Here is a 24,455-nt window from a genome sequence, read left to right on the forward strand (position 1 = left end):
AGAAGTCAGAACATTTATGTCCCGACCCCTTTTCTTTGTCTTTTTCCTTTTTTGGCTTTATCCCCAATATAAAACGGAAGGGAAAATTAAGATAATGATACATTGTTGTTTCTTGGAAAAGAGTGATTTTTCTTCTGTTAATTTAGTAAATCTCGTATAATACAAAAAACGAACTGATCTCATCTCAGTTCGTTTTTTACATTTATGATTTATTTTACTTTTGTATCATTAATAATTAATTGACGTAGTGATTGACGTTTGATAACTTCTCTTGCTTTACCATCTTTCACAAATAACACTGCAGGTTTCTGCATTTGGTTATAGTTAGATGACATAGAATAGTGATATGCACCTGTTGATAATATCGCAAGGTAATCGCCACGATGAACAGATGAAGGTAATTTCACATCTCGCGCAATAATATCGCCAGACTCACATAATTTACCAGAGATAGTGACTGTATCGTCCGCTTCTTCATCACGATTAACTAATAAGGCATCATACTTCGCACCATATAATGCTGTACGGATGTGATCACTCATACCACCGTCAATAGATACATATTTGTTAATACCAGGAATTTCTTTAATTGTACCGACTTCATAAAGCGTTACACCAGCTTCTCCCACAATAGAACGTCCTGGTTCAATACCAATTGTTGGTAGTGGATAATCTGCTTCTTTCGCAATATCTTTTAAAGCATCTGTAATTTCTTTGATACCTGACTCGATAGGGAAGCTGACATCACCTTCAACATAACGGATACCGAAGCCGCCACCAATATTTAGTAAATCCACTTCTAAATTCAAATCTTTTAACCATTTAATCACAATTTTAGCTGTTTCAATCATTGCTTCTGTGCCTTCAATTTGAGAACCAATATGGAAATGGATACCTTTTAAGTTTAATTTATCGCTATTTTGAATTTTTTCAATCGCTTGATCTGCTAAACCATAGCGAATAGATAAACCAAATTTACTATCTTCTTGGCCCGTTTGAATAAATTCATGGGTATGTGCTTCTACACCAGGATTTACACGTAGTACAACATCAGCTGTTTCTGATGCATATCTGTTAATTAATTCGATTTCATCTAAAGAATCAATCACGAAATAACCGATTTTACTTTCTAATGCATAACGAATTTCGTGTTTTGTTTTGTTATTACCATGGAAGTGGATGTTTGCTGGGTCGTAACCGGCTTCTAAAGCAGTATAAAGTTCACCTTCAGATACAACATCTAAGCTTAATCCTTCTTCTTGTACAAGCTTAACCATTTGTAGGCAAGTAAATGCTTTTGATGCATATGAAATATTATAATCAAGGCCGCTAGCTTCAAATGCTTCTTTATATCTGCGCATTTGATTACGGATTTGGTCCTCATCATAAACAATCAGTGGGGTACCGAAGCTTTGAGCAATCATTTCTAAACTTGTGCCACCCATTGTTAATTTACCATTTTTATATTCTACAACCATTTTATCGAATCTCCTTTATCAAAGAATCATGGTTTAGCGCACTTAATTGTTCAGAGTTCGCGCCGACACCTTTAAACGTATATTCATCAATACGCATATCTTCATTATATAGTATCACTTCATCTTGTGCAGTAACGGTTTCATCAACCGCAACGAACATATGACTCATCATCAAAGCTTTGATAGGGTAACGTTTACCATTAATAATGGCTTCGTGTTTAGCTCTGGTTCTTAAAATACCGTCACCGTAACCCATATCAACAACCGCAAGTTTTGTATGATCTTGTTCGACTTCATACGCAAAGCTATAGCCGCAATAGTCACCTTTATTTACATCTCTGACTTGAATCACATTACCTTTAACAGTAAGTGATTGACTGATAACGTCTTCTGATAAGCTGCTGTAAGGTCTTGAGCCATATAAAGCAATACCGACACGTGCATGCGTGTGATGCGGTAAAAGTTGTTGTTCTTCTCGATAAAATGAAGCACTGTTTTGTGCATGAATTAAATCAAAATGATATCCCTCAGAAAGTAATGCATCGACAACGTCAAACCACGCTTGTTTTTCAATACCATATTCAGGAACATCAAATTCATCTGCGTAACCAAAATGTGTCCATAAACCACTGATAATCATCTGATCTTCATTTTGGTTATTCGCATGATCTTCAAGTACTTCTTTAATTTCTTGTATGGTTTTAAGCCCAGAACGATGAAGTAAGTTCTCAAATTCTAAGTGAACATGGATACCTTGTAACTCTTCTTTATATTGATAGTAATAAGTTAAAGAGGGCAGGGTCATGTGAATATGATTATCTCTTACCGCATCAAAATCATAAACAGCGTTCATTAAAAAAATCGTCGCATTTGGTGCAATTTTTCTGACACGAATAGCTTCAGCAAGTGAAGTTGTGCTGAATGTATCAATGCCAGCTTCTAAAAAGGCTTCTACAGAAAATTCTAACCCATAGTTATAAGCATTGTTCTTCACAACGGCCATTAAATTTTGGTTATGACGTACTTTTTTCGCATTATCTATAAATTGTTGACGGTTTACCGACCAAATCGCTGTCATGAAGAAACCTCCTTGCCATATTGGAATAATAGATTTTCATAATAATCCGCAATACGGATTAATTGTGCTTCGTCGAAGTTAAGTTTCGGTGTATGCAAACCATGTACCCAGTCATTTGCTTCATTACGAATACCGACAAAAGCAAAGTAACTTGGCGCAATTTGGCTATAGAAACTGAAATCTTCACCGAATAAATAAGGTTTTTCTAATTCTACTACATTAAAGTCCGCATCTTTTAAAGCTTTAACGACACCATCATGTAAAGTAGGGTCATTATAAGTAGGTGGGTAACCTTCTTCAAACTTCACTTCGCAATTAACACCAAATAATAACTGTACACTTTGCGCAATTTTAGACATTTGGTCTTTTACTGCTTGTAGATCGTTTGTGTCATACGTACGAATTGTACCTTCTAAGTAACCTTGACTAGGGACTGTGTTAATCGCTTCACCAGCATTAAAACGACCAATATGAACTATATTTCTTTGTAAACCATTCAAATGATATTGTTGAATTTGACTCACTTGGTTTAATACATGGATTAAACCTTCACCACATGAGCGTCCTTGTTCTTTATTCGCAACGTGGCTAGATTGTCCTTTTAAGAAGAATCGATATTCTGTAGCGCTCGCAGTAATTTCTTCATTCATAATTGTTACAGTGCCTTCATCATTAAACGGCATAACATGGATACCAAAAACCGCTTCGATTGGATGATGATCAAATGCACCAGCTTTGATCAAACGGTTAGCACCTGCGCCTGTTTCTTCAGCAGGTTGGAAAATAAACACTACATTTTGCGGTAATTCGCCTTTGTCAAATAAAGCTTTGCATCGTCTGACAAATAAGAGTAGGGCAGTTGTATGACCATCATGTCCACACGCATGCATCACATTTGCTTTTGAACTTTTAAAGTCGATGTCATTTTCTTCATCAATCGGTAAAGCATCAATATCAGCTCTAAACGCAATTGTATGATTACCGTTACCTTTTAAGTGTGCAACGACACCTGTTTCTAAAGGACGTTCATAAGGTACGCCGATAGATTCTAAAAAAGCAATGATATGATTCGTTGTTTCGTATTCTTCCAAACTTAGTTCTGGGTTTTGATGTAAATGGCGACGATGTTGTGTTACAAATTCTAATTCAGTTTGTGTCATAATATCCTTCCTTTTGTCTTACTTAATAATATGTATAAAAGGCGTATGTGAGGCTCTGCAAAACGCACACGATACGCCTTTTTTGATTTATTTAATAGTTGTTAACGTCTGGTTTTTGATTAGTCATTTAATTTACGTAAAGCAGATACGATTTCGCGTTTAGAATCTTCAACTTCAGAAGTTTGTTTGATTACTTTCGCTGGTGTACCTGCAACTACAGTACCGGCTGGAACGTCTTGTGTCACAATTGCACCTGCAGCAACAATTGCGCCTTTACCGACACGAACGCCTTCTAAGATAACTGCATTGGCACCGATTAATACATCATCTTCAATTACAACAGGGGATGCACTTGGTGGTTCGATAACACCTGCTAATACAGCACCTGCACCGACGTGTACATTTTTACCTGTTGTTGCACGACCACCTAATGTCGCACCCATGTCGATCATTGTACCTTCGCCGACTACCGCACCGATGTTGATTGTTGCGCCCATCATCACAACTGCACCATCTTCGATAATCGCTTGTTCACGAATGAATGAACCTGGTTCAATACGCGCGTTTGTATGACGTAAATCTTTTAGTGGAATCGCAGAGTTGCGACGATCCATTTCAATTTCTACATCTTCAATGTAGTTTTGATATTCGTCATAGAATTTATCCCAGTCATCTGCTTCACAGAAAATCACTTTAGAATCTTCTCCGCCGAATACTTTAAATGATTCAGGAAATTCTACGTTTTTGAACGCTCCGTTAATATAAACTTTTAGTGGTGTTGATTTTTTCGCATCACTAATATATTGAATAATCTCCTCAGCTGTTAAATCTTTTGCCATGGTAAAAACCTCTCCTTTGTTTAATTAATTATTTAAATTATCAAATGTATAATACCCATTTGGTTTAGAAACCAATCGCTCAGCGGCTGTAATTGCACCGTTCGCAAAGATATCTTTTGATTGTGCCCGATGTGTTAATTCAATCGTTTCATCGACACCAGCAAACAATACTTCATGTTCACCAACAATTGTACCGCCACGAACAGCACTAATTCCGATATCTTCAGGTTTTCTACGTTCAGTTGTTTGTGAGCGATCATAGACAGGATTTACTTCTTTAATATCTTTGATAACATCTAACAACTTAATCAATGTACCACTTGGTGCATCTACTTTTTTATTATGGTGTGCTTCGATTAATTCGATATCGTAACCTTGTAAAAGTGGTACAGCAACTTCTAATAATTTTGTCATGACATGGATACCATAACTCATATTTGCACTAAAGAAGACTGGCATGTCTTTACTTAATGCTTGTAGTTTTTCTTGAATTTTTTCTTTTTCACCCGTTGTAGCTACAACAACTGGTAATTTGAAATCTTGGTCTAATAACGGTAATAATAATTCCGGATTAGAGAAATCAATCGCTACTTCAGCATCTTTTGCTTCACTGATTTGTGAATAAGTAGGGTAGGGATAGTCATTTTCAGGATCTGGAACGATAACACCTACAATTTCATGTCCTTGCTCTTCAGCCAAACGTGCCACACGTTTGTTCATTGCACCATATCCGATTAGCAAAATTTTCATTAAAGTTCACCTGCTTTATATTTGGCATATGCTTCTTCAAGTTGTTTACGGTCTGATTCTTCTAAAGTCACTAACGGTAAACGTACTTCGTAGTTACCGAATCCTTCAACAGCAGTAAGTGCTTTGATTGGGATAGGGTTAACATCTACTGATAACGCATTTAACAAACGGTTAATTGGTTCGAAATCTTTATCAATAGATTCGCCACGTTTTGCTTTTTCATAAAGTGCTTGGAAATCACCAGGAATCGCGTTTGCGACAACTGAAATTACACCATGGCCGCCTTCAGCGTAATAACGTACAACATTATCATCGTTACCGCTATATAATGAGAACTCAGATAAGTCTAAGCGTTCTTTTAACGCACGGTGATGTTCAAAATCATTAGTCGCATCTTTCAATGCTACAATATAAGGATTTTTCGCTAACTCAACCATTGTTTCTACATCAATTCTCATATTTGTTCTTGATGGTACATCATATAAAACAACAGGTAGTTCTACTGCATCTGCCACTGTAGTGAAGTGGGCGATTAAACCACGTTGGCTTGTTTTATTGTAGTAAGGTGTAATCAGCATAATTGCATCTGCACCTAATTCTTTAGCACGTAATGAAGCGTCTAAAGATTTTTTAGTTGAGTTTGTACCTGTACCAGCAATAACAGTTGCTCTGCCATTCACTTGTTTAATAACTGCTTCTAATACTTTTTCTTTTTCATCTTCAGTTAAAGTAGGGTTCTCTGCTGTTGTACCATTTACAATAATCGCTTGGATATTATTGTCTAATAAATAATTAACATGTTTCTCTAATGCTTGATAATCGACTTCATTATTTGTGAATGGGGTCGTAAGAGCTACCCCAACTCCTTCAAATAAACGACTCATATTAAGAAACTCCTTTCATTGATAAAACTTGTTCTAAAATTTGGACTGTATTCAATGCTGCGCCTTTAAGTAAGTTATCTGATGTTACCCAAATATGGAATGTATTATCTAATGAATCGTCTTTACGGATACGACCGACAAAGACTTCATCTTTACCAGTAGAATAAACAGCCAATGGATATTCATTATTTTCTGGATTGTCTACTAAGACAACACGATCATCATTTTCAAATAGTTCTTGAATTTCTTTTACTGTCGCTGGTTTATCTAAAGTAACGTCCATTTCAACACTGTGGCTGTCTTGTACAGGTACACGCACACAAGTTGCTGTTACTTTTAAGTCTGGTAAGTTTAAGATTTTACGTGTCTCATCAATCATTTTTTGTTCTTCTTTTGTATAACCATTTTCTAAGAAGACATCAATGTGAGGTAACACGTTGTTATAAATAGGATGAGGATAAGTTTTTGGTTCTTCTCCTTTTTCTCCATTTAATAAATCTTCACGGCCAGCGTAACCTGAACCTGATACTGCTTGATATGTTGTATAAGCAACACGTTTTAAACCATATTTATCTTGTAATGGTTTTAAAGGTACCACTGATTGGATTGTTGAACAGTTAGGGTTTGCGATGATACCTCTTGTAAATTTAGGTTCATTGACTTCTGGTACGACTAAATCGATATCATCGTGCATTCTCCATTGACTTGAGTTGTCGATAACAATGGCTCCCGCTTCTTCAAAAATAGGTGAGAAGTGTTCACTTGTAGCGCCCCCAGCACTCATCAATACATAATCAAAATGTTCGCTTGCAGCGTCTTCTGTTAGTTCTTGAACTGTATATGTTTTACCTTGAAACTCGATTTCTTTTCCTGCTGATCTTGCTGAAGAAAATAATACAAGCTCATCAAATGGAATATTTTTACGATCGATTGTCTCTAACATTTTGCTTCCTACTAAACCTGTTGCACCTGCGATTGCTAATTTTGTCATATTCAATTCACTCCATATTATTATTTAAGAAAGTCGTTAATTCTTTCTTGAGTTTCTGATTCTTGCTGCTTTCCAACTTTTAAATATCAAATGTTTCATAAAGTTGTTTGACTGCACGTTCTCCGTTATCAGCATCGATAACATAAGAGATACTGATTTCAGATGTCGTTGTTTGATAGAACGGAATACCTGCATTAATTAAACTGATGAAAGCTTTCGATGCGACACCTGACATATCTCTCATACCTGATCCAATCAAGGAAATCTTTGCGTAGGCATCATTTAAATTATAATCTAAAGCTTGGTAACTTTCTGACAATTTGTTAAAAATACCTTTGATTTGTGTCAAATCAGTATCTTTAATTGTAAATGAGAGCTGTAACCCTTCAAGGTTGACGATTTGAGAAATCATATCAACATTGACTTGTCCTTCTTCAAGTAAAGTAAATAAATCTGTTAAGAGTTTATTATCAGATAGGGGATAGCTGATAGTGACATGCATCATTTTGCTATCTAAAGCTACGCCCGTTACTGCTTTTTTCTCTAGTATTTCTGTTTGTGACATAATCCACGTTCCTTCCACATTTGATAACGTTCTTCCTAAATACAATGGAATGTTATAGTTATTTGCGAGTTCGACACTGCGTGTTTCTAAAACCCCAGCACCCAGTGCGCTCATTTCCATCATTTCTTCGTAAGAAACTACACTTAAACGTTTGGCATCTTTATAAATACGAGGGTCAGTCGCATAGACACCGTCAACGTCTGTATAAATTTCACATGGTGTTTGATTGGCTGCTGCTAATGCAACTGCTGTCGTATCCGAACCACCTCGGCCAAGCGTAGTCAATTCAAGTTCATCATTGATACCTTGGAACCCGGCTACAACAAGTACATCATGCGTTTCAAATGCTTTATCAAAAGTATCAGGGTTGATTTCTGCAATCCTGCTTTTGAGATGATGTCCAACTGTTTTAATTCCGGCTTGATATCCTGTCATGGCTCTTGCTTGAACGCCTATATCGTTTAGCACCATAGACAAGTAGGAAACAGTTTGCTGTTCACCAGTTGTTAATAAGAGGGCAAGCTCTTGTTGTTTTGGTTCGCTGGTCAGCGCAGCTACATTTTCCATTAATTGGTCAGTTGTTTTTCCCATTGCACTGACCACGACAATAAGTTGTTCGTCATTTTCAATTCTATTTTTCAGCATTTCAGCAATATTCCTAATTTTCGTAAAATCGCTGACAGACGAACCGCCGAATTTTAAAACACTTCTCTTCATTGCTTTACATATCCTCCTCGATAGTAGGGGAGAATCACATATATAAAAAGAGCAAGTCCGGAATGCGAACTTGCTCGTAAATTTATATACAAGTGATGCACTCCATTATTTGATAATAATGACAGACCCTTAGCTCTTAACCTGAAAGTCCAACAATCATAACTCTGCATTTATGATTATTTCGGCATCTCACCCTTTCCTTACCAACTGCAACAGACAGTAGGCGTGGCAAGTACTTATGATTGATGCGCCTCATCAAAAAACTATTCAATTAATTAGTATGTATCACATTATACATAGTTACCATTGAGATGTAAACCAGAAATATATGATTTTTGGAAATTTACTGAAAAAAGCCTAAATTCCGAAAGTATTTACTAATTAAGTGTAATTTATACTTTGTTTTTTTCATCGTCTATTATCAATTTTTTAGCTATATACTCTATATAGACTGAACTGTAGGGATTAAACATAGAAAAAGAGGTTTGGATTTTTCACCTAACCTCTGCATAATTTCTAGCTTAATACACCAGTTTCTTTTAGGTACTCTTCGTAACTGATTTCTTTAGAAAGGGCACCTTGTGGGTTTAAGTCGATCACACGGTTTGCGATTGTGTTAATAAACTCAAAGTCATGTGATGTGAAGATGATTGAACCTTTGAATGATTTCAACCCATCGTTGACTGCAGTAATACTTTCTAAGTCTAAGTGGTTTGTTGGTTCATCCATTAAGAGAACATTCGCACTTGAAAGCATCATTTTACTTAACATGCAACGTACTTTCTCTCCACCTGAAAGGACACTTGCTTTCTTCTTCACTTCTTCACCGCTGAATAACATACGACCTAGGAAACCACGTAAGAATGTCTCAGTTTGTTCATCTTCAGGTGCATATTGTCTTAACCAGTCGACTAATGTCATATTCACACCATCGAAGAATTCTGAGTTGTCTTTAGGGAAGTACGTACGTGAAGTTGTCACACCCCATTTAACTGTACCTTCATCTGGTTCCATTTCTCCAGCTAAAATTTTAAGTAATGTTGTTTTCGCAATTTCACTATCTCCAACAAGTACAGCTTTATCGTTAGGGAACATTGTAAATGAAATGTTATCTAAAACTTTTTCACCGTCAATTGTTTTTGATACGTTTTCTACAAATAATAAGTCATTACCGATTTCACGTTCTGGTGAAAACTTCACGAAAGGATAACGACGAGATGATGGTTGAATATCATCTAACTCGATTTTTTCCAATTGTTTCTTACGGCTTGTTGCTTGTTTAGATTTAGAAGCATTCGCAGAGAAACGTGCAATGAAGTCTTGTAATTCTTTAATTTTTTCTTCTTTTTTCTTGTTTTGTTCTTGCGCCATTTTTTGAGCAAGTTGACTTGATTGATACCAGAAGTCATAGTTTCCGACATACACTTTGATTTTACCGAAGTCTAAATCAGCAATATGTGTACATACGTTATTTAAGAAGTGACGGTCATGGGAAACTACAATAACTGTATTTTCAAAGTTGATTAAGAAATCTTCTAACCAGCTGATTGCAGGGATATCTAAACCGTTGGTAGGCTCATCAAGTAAAAGAACATCAGGTTCACCGAATAAACTTTGAGCTAATAATACTTTTACTTTTTGGTTGTTTTCTAATTCAGACATCTTTTTATCATGTAAATCAGCAGGGATGCCTAGACCTGATAATAATGTTGCTGCATCTGCTTCAGCATTCCAACCATTCATTTCTGCGAATTCGCCTTCTAATTCTGCAGCACGAATACCATCTTCATCACTGAAGTCTGGTTTCATGTAGATTTCGTCTTTTTCTTTCATCACTTCATATAAACGCTCGTGACCTTGAATCACAACATCTAATACGCGCTCATCTTCATAAGCAAAGTGATCCTGTTTTAAAATCGCAAGTCTTTCGTTTTTACCCATTGAAACATGACCTGTTTGTGAATCTAATTTACCAGAAAGTATTTTTAAGAAAGTAGATTTACCTGCACCGTTTGCGCCAATCAAACCATAGCAATTACCTTCTGTAAATTTGATATTTACATCTTCAAACAATTTACGATCGCCAAATCGCAAACTTACATCAGTAACTTGTAACATGAATTTCCTCCATTAATTGATATTTCTAACGCATGAATTATACCACACAAATACGTTTCTTTCGATATATGGCGGTTAAACAAACATAATTCACCTATATTATAGAAAGAATCCATAGAAGTTCTGTCTATAAAAATGTTAACCGTGTTATAATATGCCTAATACAGAAAGTGGAAGGAGTTATTATGGCTTTAAAAGATAACGATATTATCGGTACAATTGAATTTCTCAAAGTAGTCGGTTTGAATGGTTCAACATACCAATTAGCAGGCCCAAATGGCGAAGAAGTGAAACTCAATCAATCAGAAGTAAATGAAGAGGATGACCTGGAAATAGGTGAAGAATATAGTTTCTTTATTTACCCAAACCGCTCTGGCGAATTATTTGCGACTCAAAATATGCCAGACATCACAACAACCAAATATGACTATGTTAAAGTACTAAAAACAGATCGCGATGGTGCAAAAGTAGATGCAGGACTTCCTCGTGAAGTTTTAATCCCATGGGAAGATTTACCAAAAGTTAAATCATTATGGCCGCAAAACGGCGATGAAGTGCTTGCGACATTAAGAATCGATAGTGAGAGACAAATGTTTGCGCGTCTCGCTTCAGAAACGATCGTCAGTCAAATGTACACACCTGTACATGATGATTCACTTCAAAACAATATTATCGAAGCGCGTGCCTATCGTGTATTAAAGATTGGAAGTTTCTTACTATCTAAAGATGGTTATAAAATCTTTGTACATGAAAGTGAAAGAAAATCAGAACCTAGATTAGGGGAAGCAGTCAATGTAAGAATTATTGGTCATAATGAAAAAGGCGAGTTGAATGGTTCATTCTTACCATTGGCTCATGAACGTCTTGATGATGATGGCCAAGTGATTTTTGATTTACTTGTAGAATATGATGGAGAACTGCCGTTTTGGGATAAATCAAGTCCAGAAGCAATCAAAGAAGTGTTCAATATGAGTAAAGGGTCATTCAAACGTGCAATCGGTCATTTATATAAGAAGAAAATCATTAACATTGAAACAGGCAAAATCAGCTTAACCAAAAAAGGGGAAGCGATTGCTGAATCAGAAAACCAATCTTAATAATATGAAAAACATTGAAACTAGGGTGCACTGCATCCTAGTTTTTTCTATTTTTTTGTAATCTCACTGTAAAATAAGCACCTAAAAGAGCGATTTTTACATTCAAAATCAAAGCCACGCAATTTATTTCTCCTTTTTTCAAATTTTTTTACAGAAATTTTCAATCTAATTTCCATTGAGCAATTATGAAGGTCATATTAACACAATATTAAAACGTTGATATGACGCGGTTTATTGTGCGTTTGTAAACTTTGTAAAGATTGTAAATTTAATCTGATTTCTCATTCACTGTATATTTACAATTCCTCTATTTGTAATTAACAATCCGTCTGTAATATAGGTGTTGAAAGTAATTACATACAGCTTGAGCAAACAAAAAAATCATAACGCTCAAATGTTTATTTTAGGAGGATTTCTTATCATGAAAAAATGGCAAGTTTTAGGAACTACAGTAATTGGTGCTTCATTATTATTAGGCGCATGTGGAAACAGCGGCGGCGGTAGCAGCGACAGCGGAGATAGCAAGGATAAAGAAGTCAAAGGCGAAGTTAAAGGTGACGGTTCTTCAACTGTAGGACCAATTATTGAAATTTTAAATGAGAAATTTGCTCAAAAATATCCGAACGTTACGGTTTCATCAGGTACTTCTGGTACAGGTGGCGGTTTTGAAAAATTCATCAATAACGAAACTGATTTCTCAAACGCTTCACGTCCAATCAAAGATGAAGAGAAAAAGAAATTAGAAGAAAAAGGCATCAAATACTCTGAATGGAAGATCGCTAAAGACGGTGTAACAATCGCAGTCAACAAAGACAACGATTTCGTTAAAGAGTTAACAGTTGATGAGTTGAAAAAAATCTACTCTGGTCAAGCTAAAACTTGGAAAGATGTTAACCCTAAATTCCCAGCTAAAGAAATCAAAGCATTCTCACCAGACCAATCACATGGTACTTACGATTTCTTCAGTGAAGAAGTTATGAACAAAGAAGATATCAAAGCTGAGAAAAACGCAGATACAAACGTTATCGTACAATCAGTTAAAAATAACAAAAACGGTGTAGGTTACTTTGGTTACAACTTCTACGAGCAAAACAAAGATTCATTAAAAGAAGTTAAAATCAAAGGTAAAGACGGTAAAGCAATCGAACCAACTAAGAAATCTATCCAAGATGGTTCTTACGCATTAAGCCGTGACTTATATGTATACACTAACGACAAAAAACTTAAAGACAATAAAGGTCTTAACACATTCATCAAATTTATCTTAGAAGATAAAGGTAAATCAGCAGAAAAAGCTGGCTATGTAGCATTACCTGAAAAAGACTACAAAGATCAACTTAAAAAACTAGAAGATTCAACTAAATAATCACAGCAGTACTCAAGTTAAACTTCCATTAGCAGTGAAACTTTCAACTTAAGTTTCGCATCTCATAAGCACTTGTCCACCCGAGCTGTGTCTCGGGTGCGCTTGTTTTAAGACTTATTCACACAATCAAATTGTTTAACACTTATTATTTTTCCAAGGGAAGGAAGAAGGGAATTATGAAATCTCAACACAACGTTAGAGAAATGATTGCTCATAACCAAAGAAACAAAAAAGGTGTCAGTGACAAACTTGTTCCTATTGTTTTAGCGGTTATCGCAGTGATATCGATTCTTACAACAATTGGTATCTTATTTACTCTATTAACAGAAACTATTACATTCTTCACACGTGTATCTATCGTAGAATTCTTGTTTACAAGAGAGTGGAACCCATTCTCTAGCGACCCGAAATACGGTATTTGGGCATTAATATTTGGTACGTTGAAAGTTACTGTCATTGCGACACTCTTTGCGGTACCTATCGGATTAGGCGCAGCGATTTATTTGAGCGAATATGCATCAGACAGAATGCGTAAAATTATTAAACCTGTACTTGAAATTTTAGCAGGGATCCCAACAATTGTGTTTGGTTTCTTCGCATTAACATTCGTAACACCAATGTTACGTAGTATCTTCCCTGAATTAGGAAGCTTCAACTCAATTTCACCAGGTTTAGTCGTAGGGGTTATGATCATCCCATTAATCACAAGTTTAAGTGAAGATGCGATGGCATCAGTACCGAACAAAATTCGTGAAGGTGCATTAGGATTAGGCGCAACAAAATTTGAAGTTGCGACAAAAGTTGTTTTACCAGCAGCCATTTCAGGGATTGTCGCTTCAATTGTTTTAGCAATCTCAAGAGCCATCGGTGAAACAATGATTGTATCTTTAGCAGCAGGTAGTACACCAGATGCAACATTTAATTTAACTGGTTCAATTCAGACTATGACAGGTTATATCGTACAAGTTGCAACAGGTGATGCAACATTCGGATCTGATACGTATTACAGTATTTACGCTGTAGGATTTACGCTTTTCCTTTTCACACTTGTAATGAATTTAATCTCTCAATGGATTGCAAAACGTTTCAGAGAGGAGTATTAAGATGGCGACTACAACAACTACAAACCAAAGTGGCAGCAGCAGAGCGCTGGTTAACCAACAACAAGTTGAAAAGAAATTATCATCTCGTTTAACTAAAAACAAAGTGTTGAAGTGGGTATTCTTCGCTTGTACTTTAATCGGACTTATTGTGCTAGCAGCATTATTAATCGATACATTAATCAAAGGGGTTCCTTATTTAAAACCATCATTCTTTACGAACTTCTCATCTTCAATGCCTTCAATGGCAGGGATTAAAGGTGCATTAGTTGGTACATTATGGTTAATGATTACAATCATTCCTATCTCAATTATTTTAGGTGTAGGTACAGCGATTTATCTTGAAGAATATGCGAAAGATAATGCATTCACAAGTTTCGTTAAAATCAGTATTTCAAACTTAGCTGGTGTACCTTCAGTTGTATTCGGTTTATTAGGACTTACGATTTTCGTTCGTGGTATGGGAATTGAATCTTTATCACTAGGTAAATCAGTCATTGCAGCCGCTTTAACAATGTCATTACTGATTTTGCCAGTAATCATTGTATCAAGCCAAGAAGCAATTCGTGCTGTACCTAAATCAGTACGAGAAGCAAGTTATGGATTAGGCGGCAACAAATGGCAAACAATTTACAAAATTGTTTTACCAGCTGCATTACCTGGTATCTTAACAGGATTCATCTTATCGTTATCACGTGCATTAGGTGAAACAGCACCATTAATCTTAATCGGTATCCCAACAATCTTATTACGCTTACCAACTGGTATCTTCGATATGTTCCAAGCAATGCCGATTCAAATTTACAACTGGGCAAAAATGCCGCAAGAAGCATTCCAACATGTCGCATCAGCCGGCATCATCGTTTTACTTGTATTGTTACTAGCGATGAATGGTTTAGCGATATTCTTAAGAAATAAATTCAGTAAAAAATACTAATTGATAAATTGAAGCTCACGAATAATAATTGATCAAAGGAGTTTTGACAGAATGGAAAAAGTTCAAGACAGAAAACAAGGACAAGACAAGGCAAAGCTAAATGAAGAGTTACAAAGCCACGCGTCAGAACGTACAATTAAAGTAGAATCATACTCTAATGAATCGTCTAAAATTGAAACAGATACAAATAAAGAAATTGTTTACTCAACTCAAAATTTAGACTTATGGTACGGTGAAAACCACGCATTAAAAAATATTAACTTAGATATTTTAGAAAACAATGTCACAGCGATTATCGGACCTTCAGGTTGCGGTAAATCAACGTATATCAAAACATTAAACAGAATGGTAGAACTTGTACCAAGTGTTAAAACAGCAGGTAAAATTCTTTACCGCGGCAACGATATTTTCAGCAATAAACAATCTGTTGAAAAATTACGTACAAACGTAGGTATGGTGTTCCAACAACCGAACCCATTCCCAAAATCAATTTATGATAACATCACATATGGTCCAAAAATCCACGGCATCAAAGACAAGAAAGTCTTAGATGAAATCGTTGAAAAATCATTACGCGGCGCAGCAATCTGGGATGAATTAAAAGACAGATTAAACCAAAACGCATATGGTTTATCAGGTGGACAGCAACAGCGTGTATGTATCGCTAGATGTTTAGCAATCGAACCTGATGTAATCTTAATGGATGAACCTACATCAGCACTTGACCCGATTTCAACATTAAAAGTTGAAGAATTGGTTCAAGAATTAAAACAAAAATATTCTATCATCATGGTAACGCATAACATGCAACAGGCAGCACGTATTTCAGACAAAACAGCATTCTTCTTAAATGGTTACGTAAACGAGTACGATGATACTGATAAGCTCTTCTCTAATCCTTCTGACAAACAAACAGAAGACTACATTTCAGGACGTTTCGGTTAATGACTGTTATCCGTCAGCATTATGAAGAGCAACTAAAAGACTTAATCAAAGATTTACGTGCTTTGGGTATTAAAGTCTACTTCAGTATCGAAAAAGCGGTTCAATCTTTAAATAAAGAAGATCGAAATTTCGCTCGCCAAATCATTAAAGGTGATTTGGATATTAACCAATTAGAAGATGAAATCAATGAAAAAGTTGTGATGTTAATCACAAAACAACAACCGATTGCGACAGATTTACGTATGATGATTGCTGCATTAAAAATCGCATCAGAATTTGAACGAATCGGTGATAATGCCGCAAGCATTGCGAAAATCCGTAAACGTGTAAAAATCACTGATCATTACATTTTAACGCGTTTAAAAACAATGGGTGATTTAGGGTTGCTTATGCTGAAAGATTTAGATACAGCATTTAAAAATAAAGACGTAACTTTAATTCTTGAAATAATAGAACGAGATAAAGATATTGACGATTTATATAAAGACATCGTAAATACAACTTATTTAATCGATAATGATCCATTTGTGGCAGGGCAAGCCCATTTAGCAGCAAGACATTTAGAACGTATGGGAGACCATATCGCAAATATCGCTGAAAATATTTACTACTATATTACTGGCGAAGCTTACGAATCAATGGTCTAAAAATATAAAAACAGGGAGAACACTCAATGCGAGCGTTCTCCCTGTTTTATTTGTGTATCTCAACAATATATAAAGCTTGATATGAACTTTTCTTATGATTGTTGGTTAATTTCTTCTGTTAATACTTCAAGTTCATCTACAAGACTGCTGATATAACTGATTGTCTCACGAAGTGGGGCATCTGTTGTAATATCAATACCTGCTGTTTTTGCTAAGTCTACAGGTGATAAACTGCCGCCAGCTTTCAAGGTATTCAACCAATCTTCTACTGCAGGTTGTCCTTCGTTTTTAATACGTTGTGACATCACTGTACCTATTGTTAAACCAGCAGAATACGTATAAGAATAGAGTCCCATATAGTAGTGTGGTTGACGCATCCAAGTCAACTCTGCTCCTTCAGAAATTTCAACTGCATCACCAAAGAAGTCTTGATAAACTTTGCGTGTAATATCATTAAGTGTAGAGGCTGTTAATGTTTCACCTGCATCTACTAAGCGATAAACTTCTCTTTGATACGTTGCTTCTAATAAGTGCGTCACCATATTGTGATAGTATGTTCTTGAAATAATAGAACCGATTACCCAACGTTTAAATTTAGGGTCATTACTGCTTTCAAAGAGATAGTTCGACATTAACATTTCATTGGTAGTAGATGGTGCTTCTACAAAGTACATAGACGCTTCTGATTCTAAGAAGTTTTGATGACTTTGTGCAAGATTGAAATGACCTGCATGTCCTAATTCATGTGCTAATACAAAAGCTTCATTCATTTTACCAGTCCATGAAATAAAGACATAGCTATGAGAAGCATATGGACTTGCACAATAAGCACCTGTTTCTTTACCTTTATTTTGCGCAAAATCTATCCAACGATCATCATAAGCAGCTTGTACCATGTTCAAGTAGTCATCGCCTAAAATACCTAATGCATTATAGATATAGTTTTTAGAATCTTCAATTGAGATTTCTGGATCGTATGATGGATCAATAGAGACTTTCAAGTCTTCAAATTTCATATGGTCAAAACCATGTACTTTTTGAAGTAATTTCGCATATCGTTGCATGACAGGTGCTAATTCACTCATAATGACATCAATTTGACGGTCATACATTTCTCTTGTCACTTCTTGTTCTTCCAACAAGTAGTCAATGACTGAATCATAGCCTCTTAAATCCGCTTCAATTTTCTCTTGTTGTACATGCGTATTATAAATCGCAGCTGTCGTATGTTGATATTTACGTAAAGCTTCACTGAAATGTTTAAAGCTTTTACGTCTGAATGTTGTATCAGGATTATCTTCATACTCATTTTCGAAAGTAGGGTAGTCTAATGGATATGTTTTACCTTCTACTTCAAATGGCTCAAAATGAATATCCAACATTTTAGTGATACCGTACATATCATAAGCTGCACTGAATGTCGGTGATAAAGCTGCTAATGTTTTTTCCACCTCGAATGACAATTGGTGTGGTTTACGACGTTTCAATTGTTTTAAATAATGTGGATAAGGTGTTTCTGCAATCAATTCGTCGATTTGCGCATCAGATAATGCGAGAATTTCTGACTCAACAAAAGCAAGTTGACTCGCAATTTTTCCGTATGATGTACTAAGTTTAGCACTCAATTTTTGACGATTTGGGTCAGTAGTATCTACGCTGTGATACATTTCCGCGTAATTACCTAAACGATCAATTTGAACTAATAAATCTACAAATCGAGGTAATGCTGCTTTCACTTGTTCTACTGAATCTAAATGATTTTCAAACGTCTTATTGAACGCAAGTGTATCACTTAATACTTCTTCTAATGTTTGATAAAATGCTTCATCACTTTCAAATAAATCCGATAAGTCCCATTTCTCTTGCTTAGGAATATCTTTTCTTAATGGTAATCCTTGGCTCATATAGAATTCCTCCTGCAATCTTAATAATTGTTATGAGTAAATTATACATCAAGCGATTCATGAAAGCATCTAGCACAAGCTTTGATTTATTTCATGTTTTAATCACTTTACTGTACAATATGTATAAAGCAAACGATTAAATTCTCATAGAAATGAGAGGAGTAAGTATATGACGATTTTTGATATGCCGAATTATTTATGGATAACGATTGTAGCAGTATTAATCGTAACTGTCTTTTTCGGACTCGCTTTAAGTAAATGGGTAGCACCTGCAGTATTAACATTTGTAGTACTAGGCGTGCTTGCATTCTTCTTGCCAAACTTTTTTGATATCACGTATCAGCCATTATTAGGGTATGCTGCGTTTATGGCAATTATCAGTTTAATTGAAAGTTTCTTAGTCTGGTATTTCACACGCGACTTCAGACGTCGTCGTTTAGAAAAACGTCTTCAAAAAGAGCTGCATGAACATGAAGGCAGACGTTCACGCATACATGGTTTCCGCAGAAATAAATAAATATATTTATAACAAACAAGGCTATTTTCTAAGCAGTCTTGTTTTATTTTGTTTATACTATAGCGCCAACGCACTCTTCTTTTAAAATGAATATTTACGTATTATAATTAAACAATAATGCCTATAGATAGAAAGGAAGTGAACAGCATCTCAAAAGATGATGTTTAAACTTACATAACATAACTTTAACTGAGATGTCTTTCATGAAACGATTACTTACATCACTTGCTGCAGGTGCAGTCATACTTGCTGGATGCAGTAATAGCGGAGGTTCCTCATCAGCTGATGATCAATTAAAAGTCGAACTCCCTCTAAAAACGACAACACTTGCACCGTATGATACAGATGTTCCTGTTACAATTGGAGCGGCTGAAACATTATTTAAAACAACAACGAAAGGTGCAATTAAACCACACCTCGTTAAATCATACGACCAACCATCTGATGATACATTAACTTTCACCTTAAAAGATGGCATTAAATTCCAAAATGGACATGCCTTAACAGGACAAGCTGTCAAAGATAGCTTAGAGCAAGGTTTGAAAAAAAGCGACCTGCTGAAAGCAACATTACCTATTGAATCTATTAAAGCTGAAGGCCAAAAAGTAACGATTAAGACTAAAGGTGCGTATCCAGAATTGATTTCTGAACTTGCGAGTCCTTTTACCGCTATTTATGATACAAAATCCAAAACAGATATCAAACAAACACCTGTCGGCACAGGCCCATATGCCATTAAAGATTTCAAACGAACACAACAAATCAATTTAAGTCAAAATAAAGATTATTGGCATGGTAAACCAGAATTAAAATCTATGAAAGTTACCTTTAATGAAGATGGCAGTTCAAGAACAGAACATGTACTCTCTGGCCGTACGGATGTCACTACTAATGTACCTGTAGATAAAATCAACAGCGTCAAAAAATCAGATAAAGCAAAACTAGAAAATACTTCAGGTTTCAGAACATCACTATTACTTTACAACCACACAAGTCCTAAAATGACTAAAAACGTGCGAGAAGCATTAGATGCTGTGATTAATCGCCAACAAATCAGTGATAAAGTCGCTGATCATTATGCAGCACCAGCCAATCGTCCGTTCAATACAAAACTAGATTTTATTAAAGATAAAGCCATTCCGAAACAAGATATCTCTAAAGCCAAAGCACTAATGGAAAAAGCAGGCTATTCAGAGAAACATCCATTAAAATTGAATGTTTCATCTTATTCAGGCAGACCTGAACTGACTAAAATCTTACAAGTCATTCAATCTGATGCGAAAAAAGCACATATTCAAATTAAAATTCAAAACGTAGATGATATTGAAGGCTTCTTGAAAAACAAAAAAGATTGGGATGCCTCTATGTATAGTTTCGGTACGATTCCTAGAGGAGATACAGGTTACTTCTTTAATATGGCATATAAAAAAGATGGTGCAGTGAATAAGGGCGCTTATCATAATCACAAAGTAGATCAATTGATTGAACAATTGAATCATACTGTAGATAAAAATGAGCGTCATCACTTAACAAATGAAATATTAGAAGTATCAAAGCAAGATATTCCAAATAGTTATATCCTTTATAATGACCAAATCAATGCGATGAACCAAAAAGTCGAAAATGTTCAAACGACACCAGAAGGTATTTACCTGATTGATGAAAAGGTAGATAAACGAAAATGATAATTAAACACATACTCTCTAGAATAGGACAAATGATCTTAGTATTATTTGTCCTTTCTACTATTACATTTATATTGATGAAACTTTCGCCTGGTGATCCAGTCAATAAAATGCTGCATTTAGATGTTGCGAATGTATCTCATGACAAAATTGAACAAGCCAGAGCACAATTAGGATTAAATCAACCGATAATTGTGCAGTGGTGGGAGTGGTTTACACATATCTTACGTTTGGACTTCGGCACGAGTATTCAAACACAGGAGCCAGTACTGAATGAACTATTATTCTTCACACCAACCACACTCACTATCGCATTTGGTACATTATTGATTACGTTGTTATTATCTTTAACACTTGGAACGTTAGCTGCTGTTTATTATCACACTTGGATTGATCGTACCATTCGTGTGTTAACTTCAGCTTTTGTTTCAATTCCTTCATTCTTTTTAGGAATGTTATTGATTTATTTCTTAGCACAAAAATTAGAGCTATTACCAGCAGCTGGTATTGATACGCCTGCTGGTTATATTTTGCCTATTATCGCGTTAAGTATCGGTTTAAGTGCGTATCACATTCGCTTAATGCGTTCGACTTTAATCGATTTATATCGAAGTAGGGAAGTGAAAGCGTCACGTGCACGTGGCATGTCAGAAAGTTATATTCTATTTAAAGACATCTTCAAACCTGCTTTGATACCCGTGATTTCTATTATCGGTATGTCTATTGGCGGTTTAATCGGAAGTACTGTTGTAATCGAGAATTTATTCGATATACCGGGTATCGGTTATTTCTTAGTTGAAAGCATTCGTTCGAGAGATTATCCTGTCGTTCAAGGCGCTGTATTAATGATAGGCGCCTTTGTGGTGATTGGAAATGCGATTGCGGATATCATTATCTTATTCTTAGACCCGACACAACGCTATAAACATTTGAAACCTAAATCTTTATGGTCACGCAGAAGAGAAGGGCGAGTGAAACAATGATGAAACTGACGAAACATAATATCATTTTTTATATTTTCGCTATCTATTTGCTTTTACTCATTCTTCTTCAATTTACAGTAACAAGTAACCAAGCATTAACGGTACATTTAAACGATGCATTACAAACTCCAAGTCCTCAACACTGGCTTGGGACTGATGATTATGGCAGAGATTTATTTGCGCGACTCGTGATAGGCGCACGTTATACACTTGCGATTACACTGCTAACAATTGTTTTAATCGTAATAATAGGTGTACCGCTAGGTTTGATTGCGGGTTATCGCAAGGGTATCTTAGACACCATTATTATGAGAATCATTGATATTGGTTTAGGTATCCCTGACTTTGTCTTAATGATTGCTTTTGCGAGTTTCTTTAAACCAAGTATTTGGAATTTAGTCATTGCCATTACAATCATTAACTGGATGACTTATACGAGAGTAACGCGTACGATTGTGAATACAGAGATGGACAAAAATTATATTAAACTAGCCCGTTATTTCCATGTGCCAGGCTATGTAATTATCTTTAAACACTTATTACCGCAAGTGCTTCCTTCATTAATCGTCTTGATGATTGTAGATATTGGTAAAATCATCCTATATATTTCATCACTTTCATTCTTAGGATTGGGCGCACAACCACCTTCACCAGAATGGGGTGCTATGTTAGCGGCTGGTAGAGATTTCTTTACTGAACATCCGATTATGTTATTAGCACCTGCAACATTGATTTCCATTACTATTTTGCTCTTTAATTTGGCAGGGGATGCATTGCGAGACCGTATCTCAGAAAGAAGGGATATTCATGACTAAAACCTTGATGCAATTGAATAATTTGAATATCACCGATCAACAGAAACGTCCCTTAATACAGCATTTAAACTTGTCTATTATAGAAGGTAAAGTGAATGTATTAATCGGTGAAAGTGGTTCAGGCAAAAGCTTAACCGCAAGTGCATTAATCGGTCAAACGCCTAGAGAATTAAAAGTATCTTATGATCAATTCTATTTTGAGAACCAACCCATTCAATCTATTAAACCATTATTAGGTAAACAAATTGGGTATATCTCACAAGATTATGCGCATAGTTTTAATAATCACACCCGTCTTGGCAAACAATTAAGTGCCATATATCGTACGCATTATGCTGTTTCTAAACAAGAAGCATTAGAACATATTGAACACGCCTTGAATTGGGTGAATTTAGACAGCAATAATATTTTATCTAAATATCGTTTCATGTTATCAGGTGGACAGTTAGAACGATTGTATATCGCGAGCGTTTTAATGTTAGAACCTGATTTAATTATTGCGGATGAACCTGTCGCATCGTTAGATGTATTAAATGGCCAACGTATTATGAAGCTGATTAAGCACTTAGCTGAAGCTCACAATACAACTTTACTGTTAATCACACATAACTTAACACATGTGATTCAATATGCGGATGAAATTAATGTTATTAAAGATGGAACCATCATTGAAAGTGGACCTATATCGCAATTTAAAGAAGGTAATATTGCTGGATATACAAAGCACTTGCTAAATGCGAGAAGTCGCTTAATACGAAAGGAAGATACGCATGATTAAAATTAAACATCTCAGTTTTGCGTATGACAAAACAGATATTCTTCATAACATTAATCTCAATATTCAAAAGGGCGAATTAGTAGGGATTATCGGTGAATCAGGCTCTGGTAAAACGACATTAATGAACTTGATTCTAGGTGAATTAACGCCTGTTCAAGGCACAATAGATATTAATTCGCCTCGTATCTTGCCAATTTTTCAACAAGCGACACAGAGTTTTAATCCAAAGTTAACGATTAAAGCATCATTAATAGAACCTTTAAAATACTATGCGAATGCTGAACACTCATTTGACCAAGTTGTATTACCTTTAATGTCACAATTAGACTTAGATAGCCAACTCTTAACGCGTTATCCAGATCAAGTCAGTGGGGGGCAATTACAACGATTTAATGTATTAAGAACGGTTATGTTGCAGCCTGATGTTTTAATTTGCGATGAAATCACATCAAGTTTAGATGTTGTTGCTGAACAAAAATTAGTCGAAAAGCTTAAAGCCATCCATAATCAACAACAAACAACAATGATCATTATTTCTCATGATATAGCAATGTTAAATCAAATTGTTGAACGAATGATTGTCATTCAAAACGGTCAAATTGTAGATGACTTCAAAACAAAACAATTATTTGATGAATCACGGCATTCATATACTAAAGAACTCATAGCTGCTTATAACGAAGATTAAATTACTCATATAGTATCCAGGTACAAAAAGTATCTGGATACTATTTATGTAATATCTTAGATTATGTAAACTAGAGACAGATCAGCTGATTCAACTAATGACCAATCCTTAATCAAAGCTTTTTACATACTTAAATCCATAACTTGCTATATGTACGAATTTACCTAAATTAAAATACATAAAAACAGCTTTTTTGGTTTAGAATTTGAGAAAGTTCAAACTAAAGAAAACAAAGACTCAAACACAAGTTACAAATCATGACCAAGCAACATAAACATAACAACAAAAGTATCAATACATACACAATAGAGTATAGGTAAAACCACTTCTTCTGCTCAATACATAACTTCCTATAATATATATTATGTAAACTAAAAAACAAAAAGAATAGTTACATACAGCTACCTCGCTTT

The 24,455-nt window shown here is 35.4% G+C and carries 22 protein-coding genes and 1 riboswitch; of the genes, 12 read left to right on the plus strand and 10 right to left on the minus strand.

Annotation, left to right across the window (positions count from 1 at the left end):
- Window positions 1–209: 209 nt before the first annotated feature.
- The 9 genes from lysA to HMPREF2937_RS00050 form a co-directional block, all read right to left on the minus strand.
- On the minus strand, window positions 210–1,478 hold the full coding sequence (lysA, locus tag HMPREF2937_RS00010; protein ID WP_002480913.1) for a diaminopimelate decarboxylase: 1,269 nt from the start codon (window positions 1,476–1,478) through the stop codon (window positions 210–212).
- A gap of 1 nt (window position 1,479) precedes the next feature.
- Complete coding sequence (locus tag HMPREF2937_RS00015; protein ID WP_070863768.1) at window positions 1,480–2,556, minus strand: alanine racemase; 1,077 nt, start codon at window positions 2,554–2,556, stop codon at window positions 1,480–1,482.
- Window positions 2,553–3,716, minus strand: coding sequence for a M20 metallopeptidase family protein (locus HMPREF2937_RS00020; RefSeq protein ID WP_060804279.1), 1,164 nt, complete (start codon window positions 3,714–3,716; stop codon window positions 2,553–2,555). The genes HMPREF2937_RS00015 and HMPREF2937_RS00020 overlap by 4 nt, the downstream gene beginning before the upstream one ends.
- A 119-nt stretch (window positions 3,717–3,835) precedes the next feature.
- Complete coding sequence (dapD, locus tag HMPREF2937_RS00025) at window positions 3,836–4,555, minus strand: 2,3,4,5-tetrahydropyridine-2,6-dicarboxylate N-acetyltransferase (protein ID WP_002480910.1); 720 nt, start codon at window positions 4,553–4,555, stop codon at window positions 3,836–3,838.
- Window positions 4,556–4,579: 24 nt separating this feature from the next.
- Entirely contained in the window at window positions 4,580–5,305 is a 726-nt protein-coding gene (dapB, locus tag HMPREF2937_RS00030; protein ID WP_002480909.1) for a 4-hydroxy-tetrahydrodipicolinate reductase, read from the minus strand.
- Window positions 5,305–6,189 carry a 4-hydroxy-tetrahydrodipicolinate synthase gene (dapA, locus tag HMPREF2937_RS00035; protein WP_023015222.1) on the minus strand — a complete coding sequence of 295 codons (885 nt, stop codon included), beginning with the start codon at window positions 6,187–6,189 and terminating at the stop codon, window positions 5,305–5,307. The genes dapB and dapA overlap by 1 nt, the downstream gene beginning before the upstream one ends.
- A gap of 1 nt (window position 6,190) precedes the next feature.
- Window positions 6,191–7,180 carry an aspartate-semialdehyde dehydrogenase gene (locus HMPREF2937_RS00040; protein ID WP_023015223.1) on the minus strand — a complete coding sequence of 330 codons (990 nt, stop codon included), beginning with the start codon at window positions 7,178–7,180 and terminating at the stop codon, window positions 6,191–6,193.
- Between the two features lie 79 nt (window positions 7,181–7,259).
- Entirely contained in the window at window positions 7,260–8,462 is a 1,203-nt protein-coding gene (locus HMPREF2937_RS00045; RefSeq protein ID WP_002480906.1) for an aspartate kinase, read from the minus strand.
- An 87-nt stretch (window positions 8,463–8,549) separates the two neighbouring features.
- A riboswitch (Lysine riboswitch) is annotated at window positions 8,550–8,726 on the minus strand.
- A 252-nt stretch (window positions 8,727–8,978) separates the two neighbouring features.
- Window positions 8,979–10,580: an ABC-F family ATP-binding cassette domain-containing protein gene (locus HMPREF2937_RS00050; protein WP_070863769.1), complete on the minus strand. Its 1,602-nt coding sequence runs from the start codon at window positions 10,578–10,580 to the stop codon at window positions 8,979–8,981.
- Window positions 10,581–10,765: 185 nt separating this feature from the next.
- On the opposite strand from HMPREF2937_RS00050, the gene cvfB reads away from it, so the two are divergent.
- From cvfB to phoU, 6 genes are all read left to right on the plus strand, one after another.
- Window positions 10,766–11,677 carry an RNA-binding virulence regulatory protein CvfB gene (gene cvfB, locus HMPREF2937_RS00055; RefSeq protein WP_023015224.1) on the plus strand — a complete coding sequence of 304 codons (912 nt, stop codon included), beginning with the start codon at window positions 10,766–10,768 and terminating at the stop codon, window positions 11,675–11,677.
- Window positions 11,678–12,098: 421 nt separating this feature from the next.
- Window positions 12,099–13,043, plus strand: a complete 945-nt coding sequence (locus tag HMPREF2937_RS00060; protein ID WP_002480903.1) for a phosphate ABC transporter substrate-binding protein PstS family protein — start codon at window positions 12,099–12,101, stop codon at window positions 13,041–13,043.
- A 176-nt stretch (window positions 13,044–13,219) separates the two neighbouring features.
- Entirely contained in the window at window positions 13,220–14,146 is a 927-nt protein-coding gene (pstC, locus tag HMPREF2937_RS00065; protein ID WP_002480902.1) for a phosphate ABC transporter permease subunit PstC, read from the plus strand.
- 1 nt (window position 14,147) lies between these two features.
- A complete protein-coding gene (pstA, locus tag HMPREF2937_RS00070; RefSeq protein ID WP_002480901.1) occupies window positions 14,148–15,080 on the plus strand; it encodes a phosphate ABC transporter permease PstA in 933 nt (310 codons plus the stop codon).
- 51 nt (window positions 15,081–15,131) lie between these two features.
- On the plus strand, window positions 15,132–16,025 hold the full coding sequence (gene pstB / locus HMPREF2937_RS00075) for a phosphate ABC transporter ATP-binding protein PstB (RefSeq protein ID WP_002480900.1): 894 nt from the start codon (window positions 15,132–15,134) through the stop codon (window positions 16,023–16,025).
- The gene (gene phoU / locus HMPREF2937_RS00080; protein WP_002480899.1) at window positions 16,025–16,672 is read left to right on the plus strand and encodes a phosphate signaling complex protein PhoU; all 648 of its coding nucleotides are present in this window, start codon (window positions 16,025–16,027) and stop codon (window positions 16,670–16,672) included. Before pstB ends, phoU begins: the two co-directional genes overlap by 1 nt.
- A 92-nt stretch (window positions 16,673–16,764) precedes the next feature.
- On the opposite strand, the gene pepF is transcribed toward phoU, so the two are convergent.
- Entirely contained in the window at window positions 16,765–18,576 is a 1,812-nt protein-coding gene (pepF, locus tag HMPREF2937_RS00085) for an oligoendopeptidase F (RefSeq protein ID WP_070863770.1), read from the minus strand.
- A gap of 169 nt (window positions 18,577–18,745) precedes the next feature.
- On the opposite strand from pepF, the gene HMPREF2937_RS00090 reads away from it, so the two are divergent.
- From HMPREF2937_RS00090 to HMPREF2937_RS00115, 6 genes are all read left to right on the plus strand, one after another.
- A complete protein-coding gene (locus HMPREF2937_RS00090; protein WP_002480897.1) occupies window positions 18,746–19,093 on the plus strand; it encodes a hypothetical protein in 348 nt (115 codons plus the stop codon).
- Between the two features lie 203 nt (window positions 19,094–19,296).
- Entirely contained in the window at window positions 19,297–20,778 is a 1,482-nt protein-coding gene (gene nikA, locus HMPREF2937_RS00095; protein WP_070863771.1) for a nickel ABC transporter substrate-binding protein, read from the plus strand.
- Window positions 20,778–21,761: a nickel ABC transporter permease gene (gene nikB, locus HMPREF2937_RS00100; protein WP_373879067.1), complete on the plus strand. Its 984-nt coding sequence runs from the start codon at window positions 20,778–20,780 to the stop codon at window positions 21,759–21,761. The genes nikA and nikB overlap by 1 nt, the downstream gene beginning before the upstream one ends.
- Entirely contained in the window at window positions 21,758–22,576 is an 819-nt protein-coding gene (gene nikC, locus HMPREF2937_RS00105) for a nickel transporter permease (protein WP_070863773.1), read from the plus strand. The genes nikB and nikC overlap by 4 nt, the downstream gene beginning before the upstream one ends.
- A complete protein-coding gene (locus HMPREF2937_RS00110) occupies window positions 22,569–23,354 on the plus strand; it encodes an ATP-binding cassette domain-containing protein (RefSeq protein WP_070863774.1) in 786 nt (261 codons plus the stop codon). The genes nikC and HMPREF2937_RS00110 overlap by 8 nt, the downstream gene beginning before the upstream one ends.
- The gene (locus HMPREF2937_RS00115; protein WP_070863775.1) at window positions 23,347–24,042 is read left to right on the plus strand and encodes an ABC transporter ATP-binding protein; all 696 of its coding nucleotides are present in this window, start codon (window positions 23,347–23,349) and stop codon (window positions 24,040–24,042) included. The genes HMPREF2937_RS00110 and HMPREF2937_RS00115 overlap by 8 nt, the downstream gene beginning before the upstream one ends.
- Window positions 24,043–24,455 lie beyond the last annotated feature (413 nt).

Origin of the sequence: Staphylococcus sp. HMSC061G12 (genome assembly GCF_001838465.1) — a bacterium.
Classification (GTDB): domain Bacteria; phylum Bacillota; class Bacilli; order Staphylococcales; family Staphylococcaceae; genus Staphylococcus; species Staphylococcus simulans.

Excerpts from the sequence above, each read along its gene's own strand:
- dapA (WP_023015222.1), bottom strand. The coding sequence starts at position 6,189 with ATGAGTCGTTTATTTGAAGGAGTTGGGGTAGCTCTTACGACCCCATTC.
- HMPREF2937_RS00040 (WP_023015223.1), bottom strand. The coding sequence starts at position 7,180 with ATGACAAAATTAGCAATCGCAGGTGCAACAGGTTTAGTAGGAAGCAAA.
- lysA (WP_002480913.1), bottom strand. The coding sequence starts at position 1,478 with ATGGTTGTAGAATATAAAAATGGTAAATTAACAATGGGTGGCACAAGT.
- HMPREF2937_RS00060 (WP_002480903.1), top strand. The coding sequence starts at position 12,099 with ATGAAAAAATGGCAAGTTTTAGGAACTACAGTAATTGGTGCTTCATTA.
- HMPREF2937_RS00110 (WP_070863774.1), top strand. The coding sequence starts at position 22,569 with ATGACTAAAACCTTGATGCAATTGAATAATTTGAATATCACCGATCAA.
- pepF (WP_070863770.1), bottom strand. The coding sequence starts at position 18,576 with ATGAGCCAAGGATTACCATTAAGAAAAGATATTCCTAAGCAAGAGAAA.
- nikA (WP_070863771.1), top strand. The coding sequence starts at position 19,297 with ATGAAACGATTACTTACATCACTTGCTGCAGGTGCAGTCATACTTGCT.
- HMPREF2937_RS00015 (WP_070863768.1), bottom strand. The coding sequence starts at position 2,556 with ATGACAGCGATTTGGTCGGTAAACCGTCAACAATTTATAGATAATGCG.
- dapB (WP_002480909.1), bottom strand. The coding sequence starts at position 5,305 with ATGAAAATTTTGCTAATCGGATATGGTGCAATGAACAAACGTGTGGCA.
- HMPREF2937_RS00115 (WP_070863775.1), top strand. The coding sequence starts at position 23,347 with ATGATTAAAATTAAACATCTCAGTTTTGCGTATGACAAAACAGATATT.
- nikC (WP_070863773.1), top strand. The coding sequence starts at position 21,758 with ATGATGAAACTGACGAAACATAATATCATTTTTTATATTTTCGCTATC.
- cvfB (WP_023015224.1), top strand. The coding sequence starts at position 10,766 with ATGGCTTTAAAAGATAACGATATTATCGGTACAATTGAATTTCTCAAA.
- pstB (WP_002480900.1), top strand. The coding sequence starts at position 15,132 with ATGGAAAAAGTTCAAGACAGAAAACAAGGACAAGACAAGGCAAAGCTA.
- phoU (WP_002480899.1), top strand. The coding sequence starts at position 16,025 with ATGACTGTTATCCGTCAGCATTATGAAGAGCAACTAAAAGACTTAATC.
- pstA (WP_002480901.1), top strand. The coding sequence starts at position 14,148 with ATGGCGACTACAACAACTACAAACCAAAGTGGCAGCAGCAGAGCGCTG.
- pstC (WP_002480902.1), top strand. The coding sequence starts at position 13,220 with ATGAAATCTCAACACAACGTTAGAGAAATGATTGCTCATAACCAAAGA.
- HMPREF2937_RS00050 (WP_070863769.1), bottom strand. The coding sequence starts at position 10,580 with ATGTTACAAGTTACTGATGTAAGTTTGCGATTTGGCGATCGTAAATTG.
- dapD (WP_002480910.1), bottom strand. The coding sequence starts at position 4,555 with ATGGCAAAAGATTTAACAGCTGAGGAGATTATTCAATATATTAGTGAT.
- HMPREF2937_RS00045 (WP_002480906.1), bottom strand. The coding sequence starts at position 8,462 with ATGAAGAGAAGTGTTTTAAAATTCGGCGGTTCGTCTGTCAGCGATTTT.
- HMPREF2937_RS00090 (WP_002480897.1), top strand. The coding sequence starts at position 18,746 with ATGACGATTTTTGATATGCCGAATTATTTATGGATAACGATTGTAGCA.
- HMPREF2937_RS00020 (WP_060804279.1), bottom strand. The coding sequence starts at position 3,716 with ATGACACAAACTGAATTAGAATTTGTAACACAACATCGTCGCCATTTA.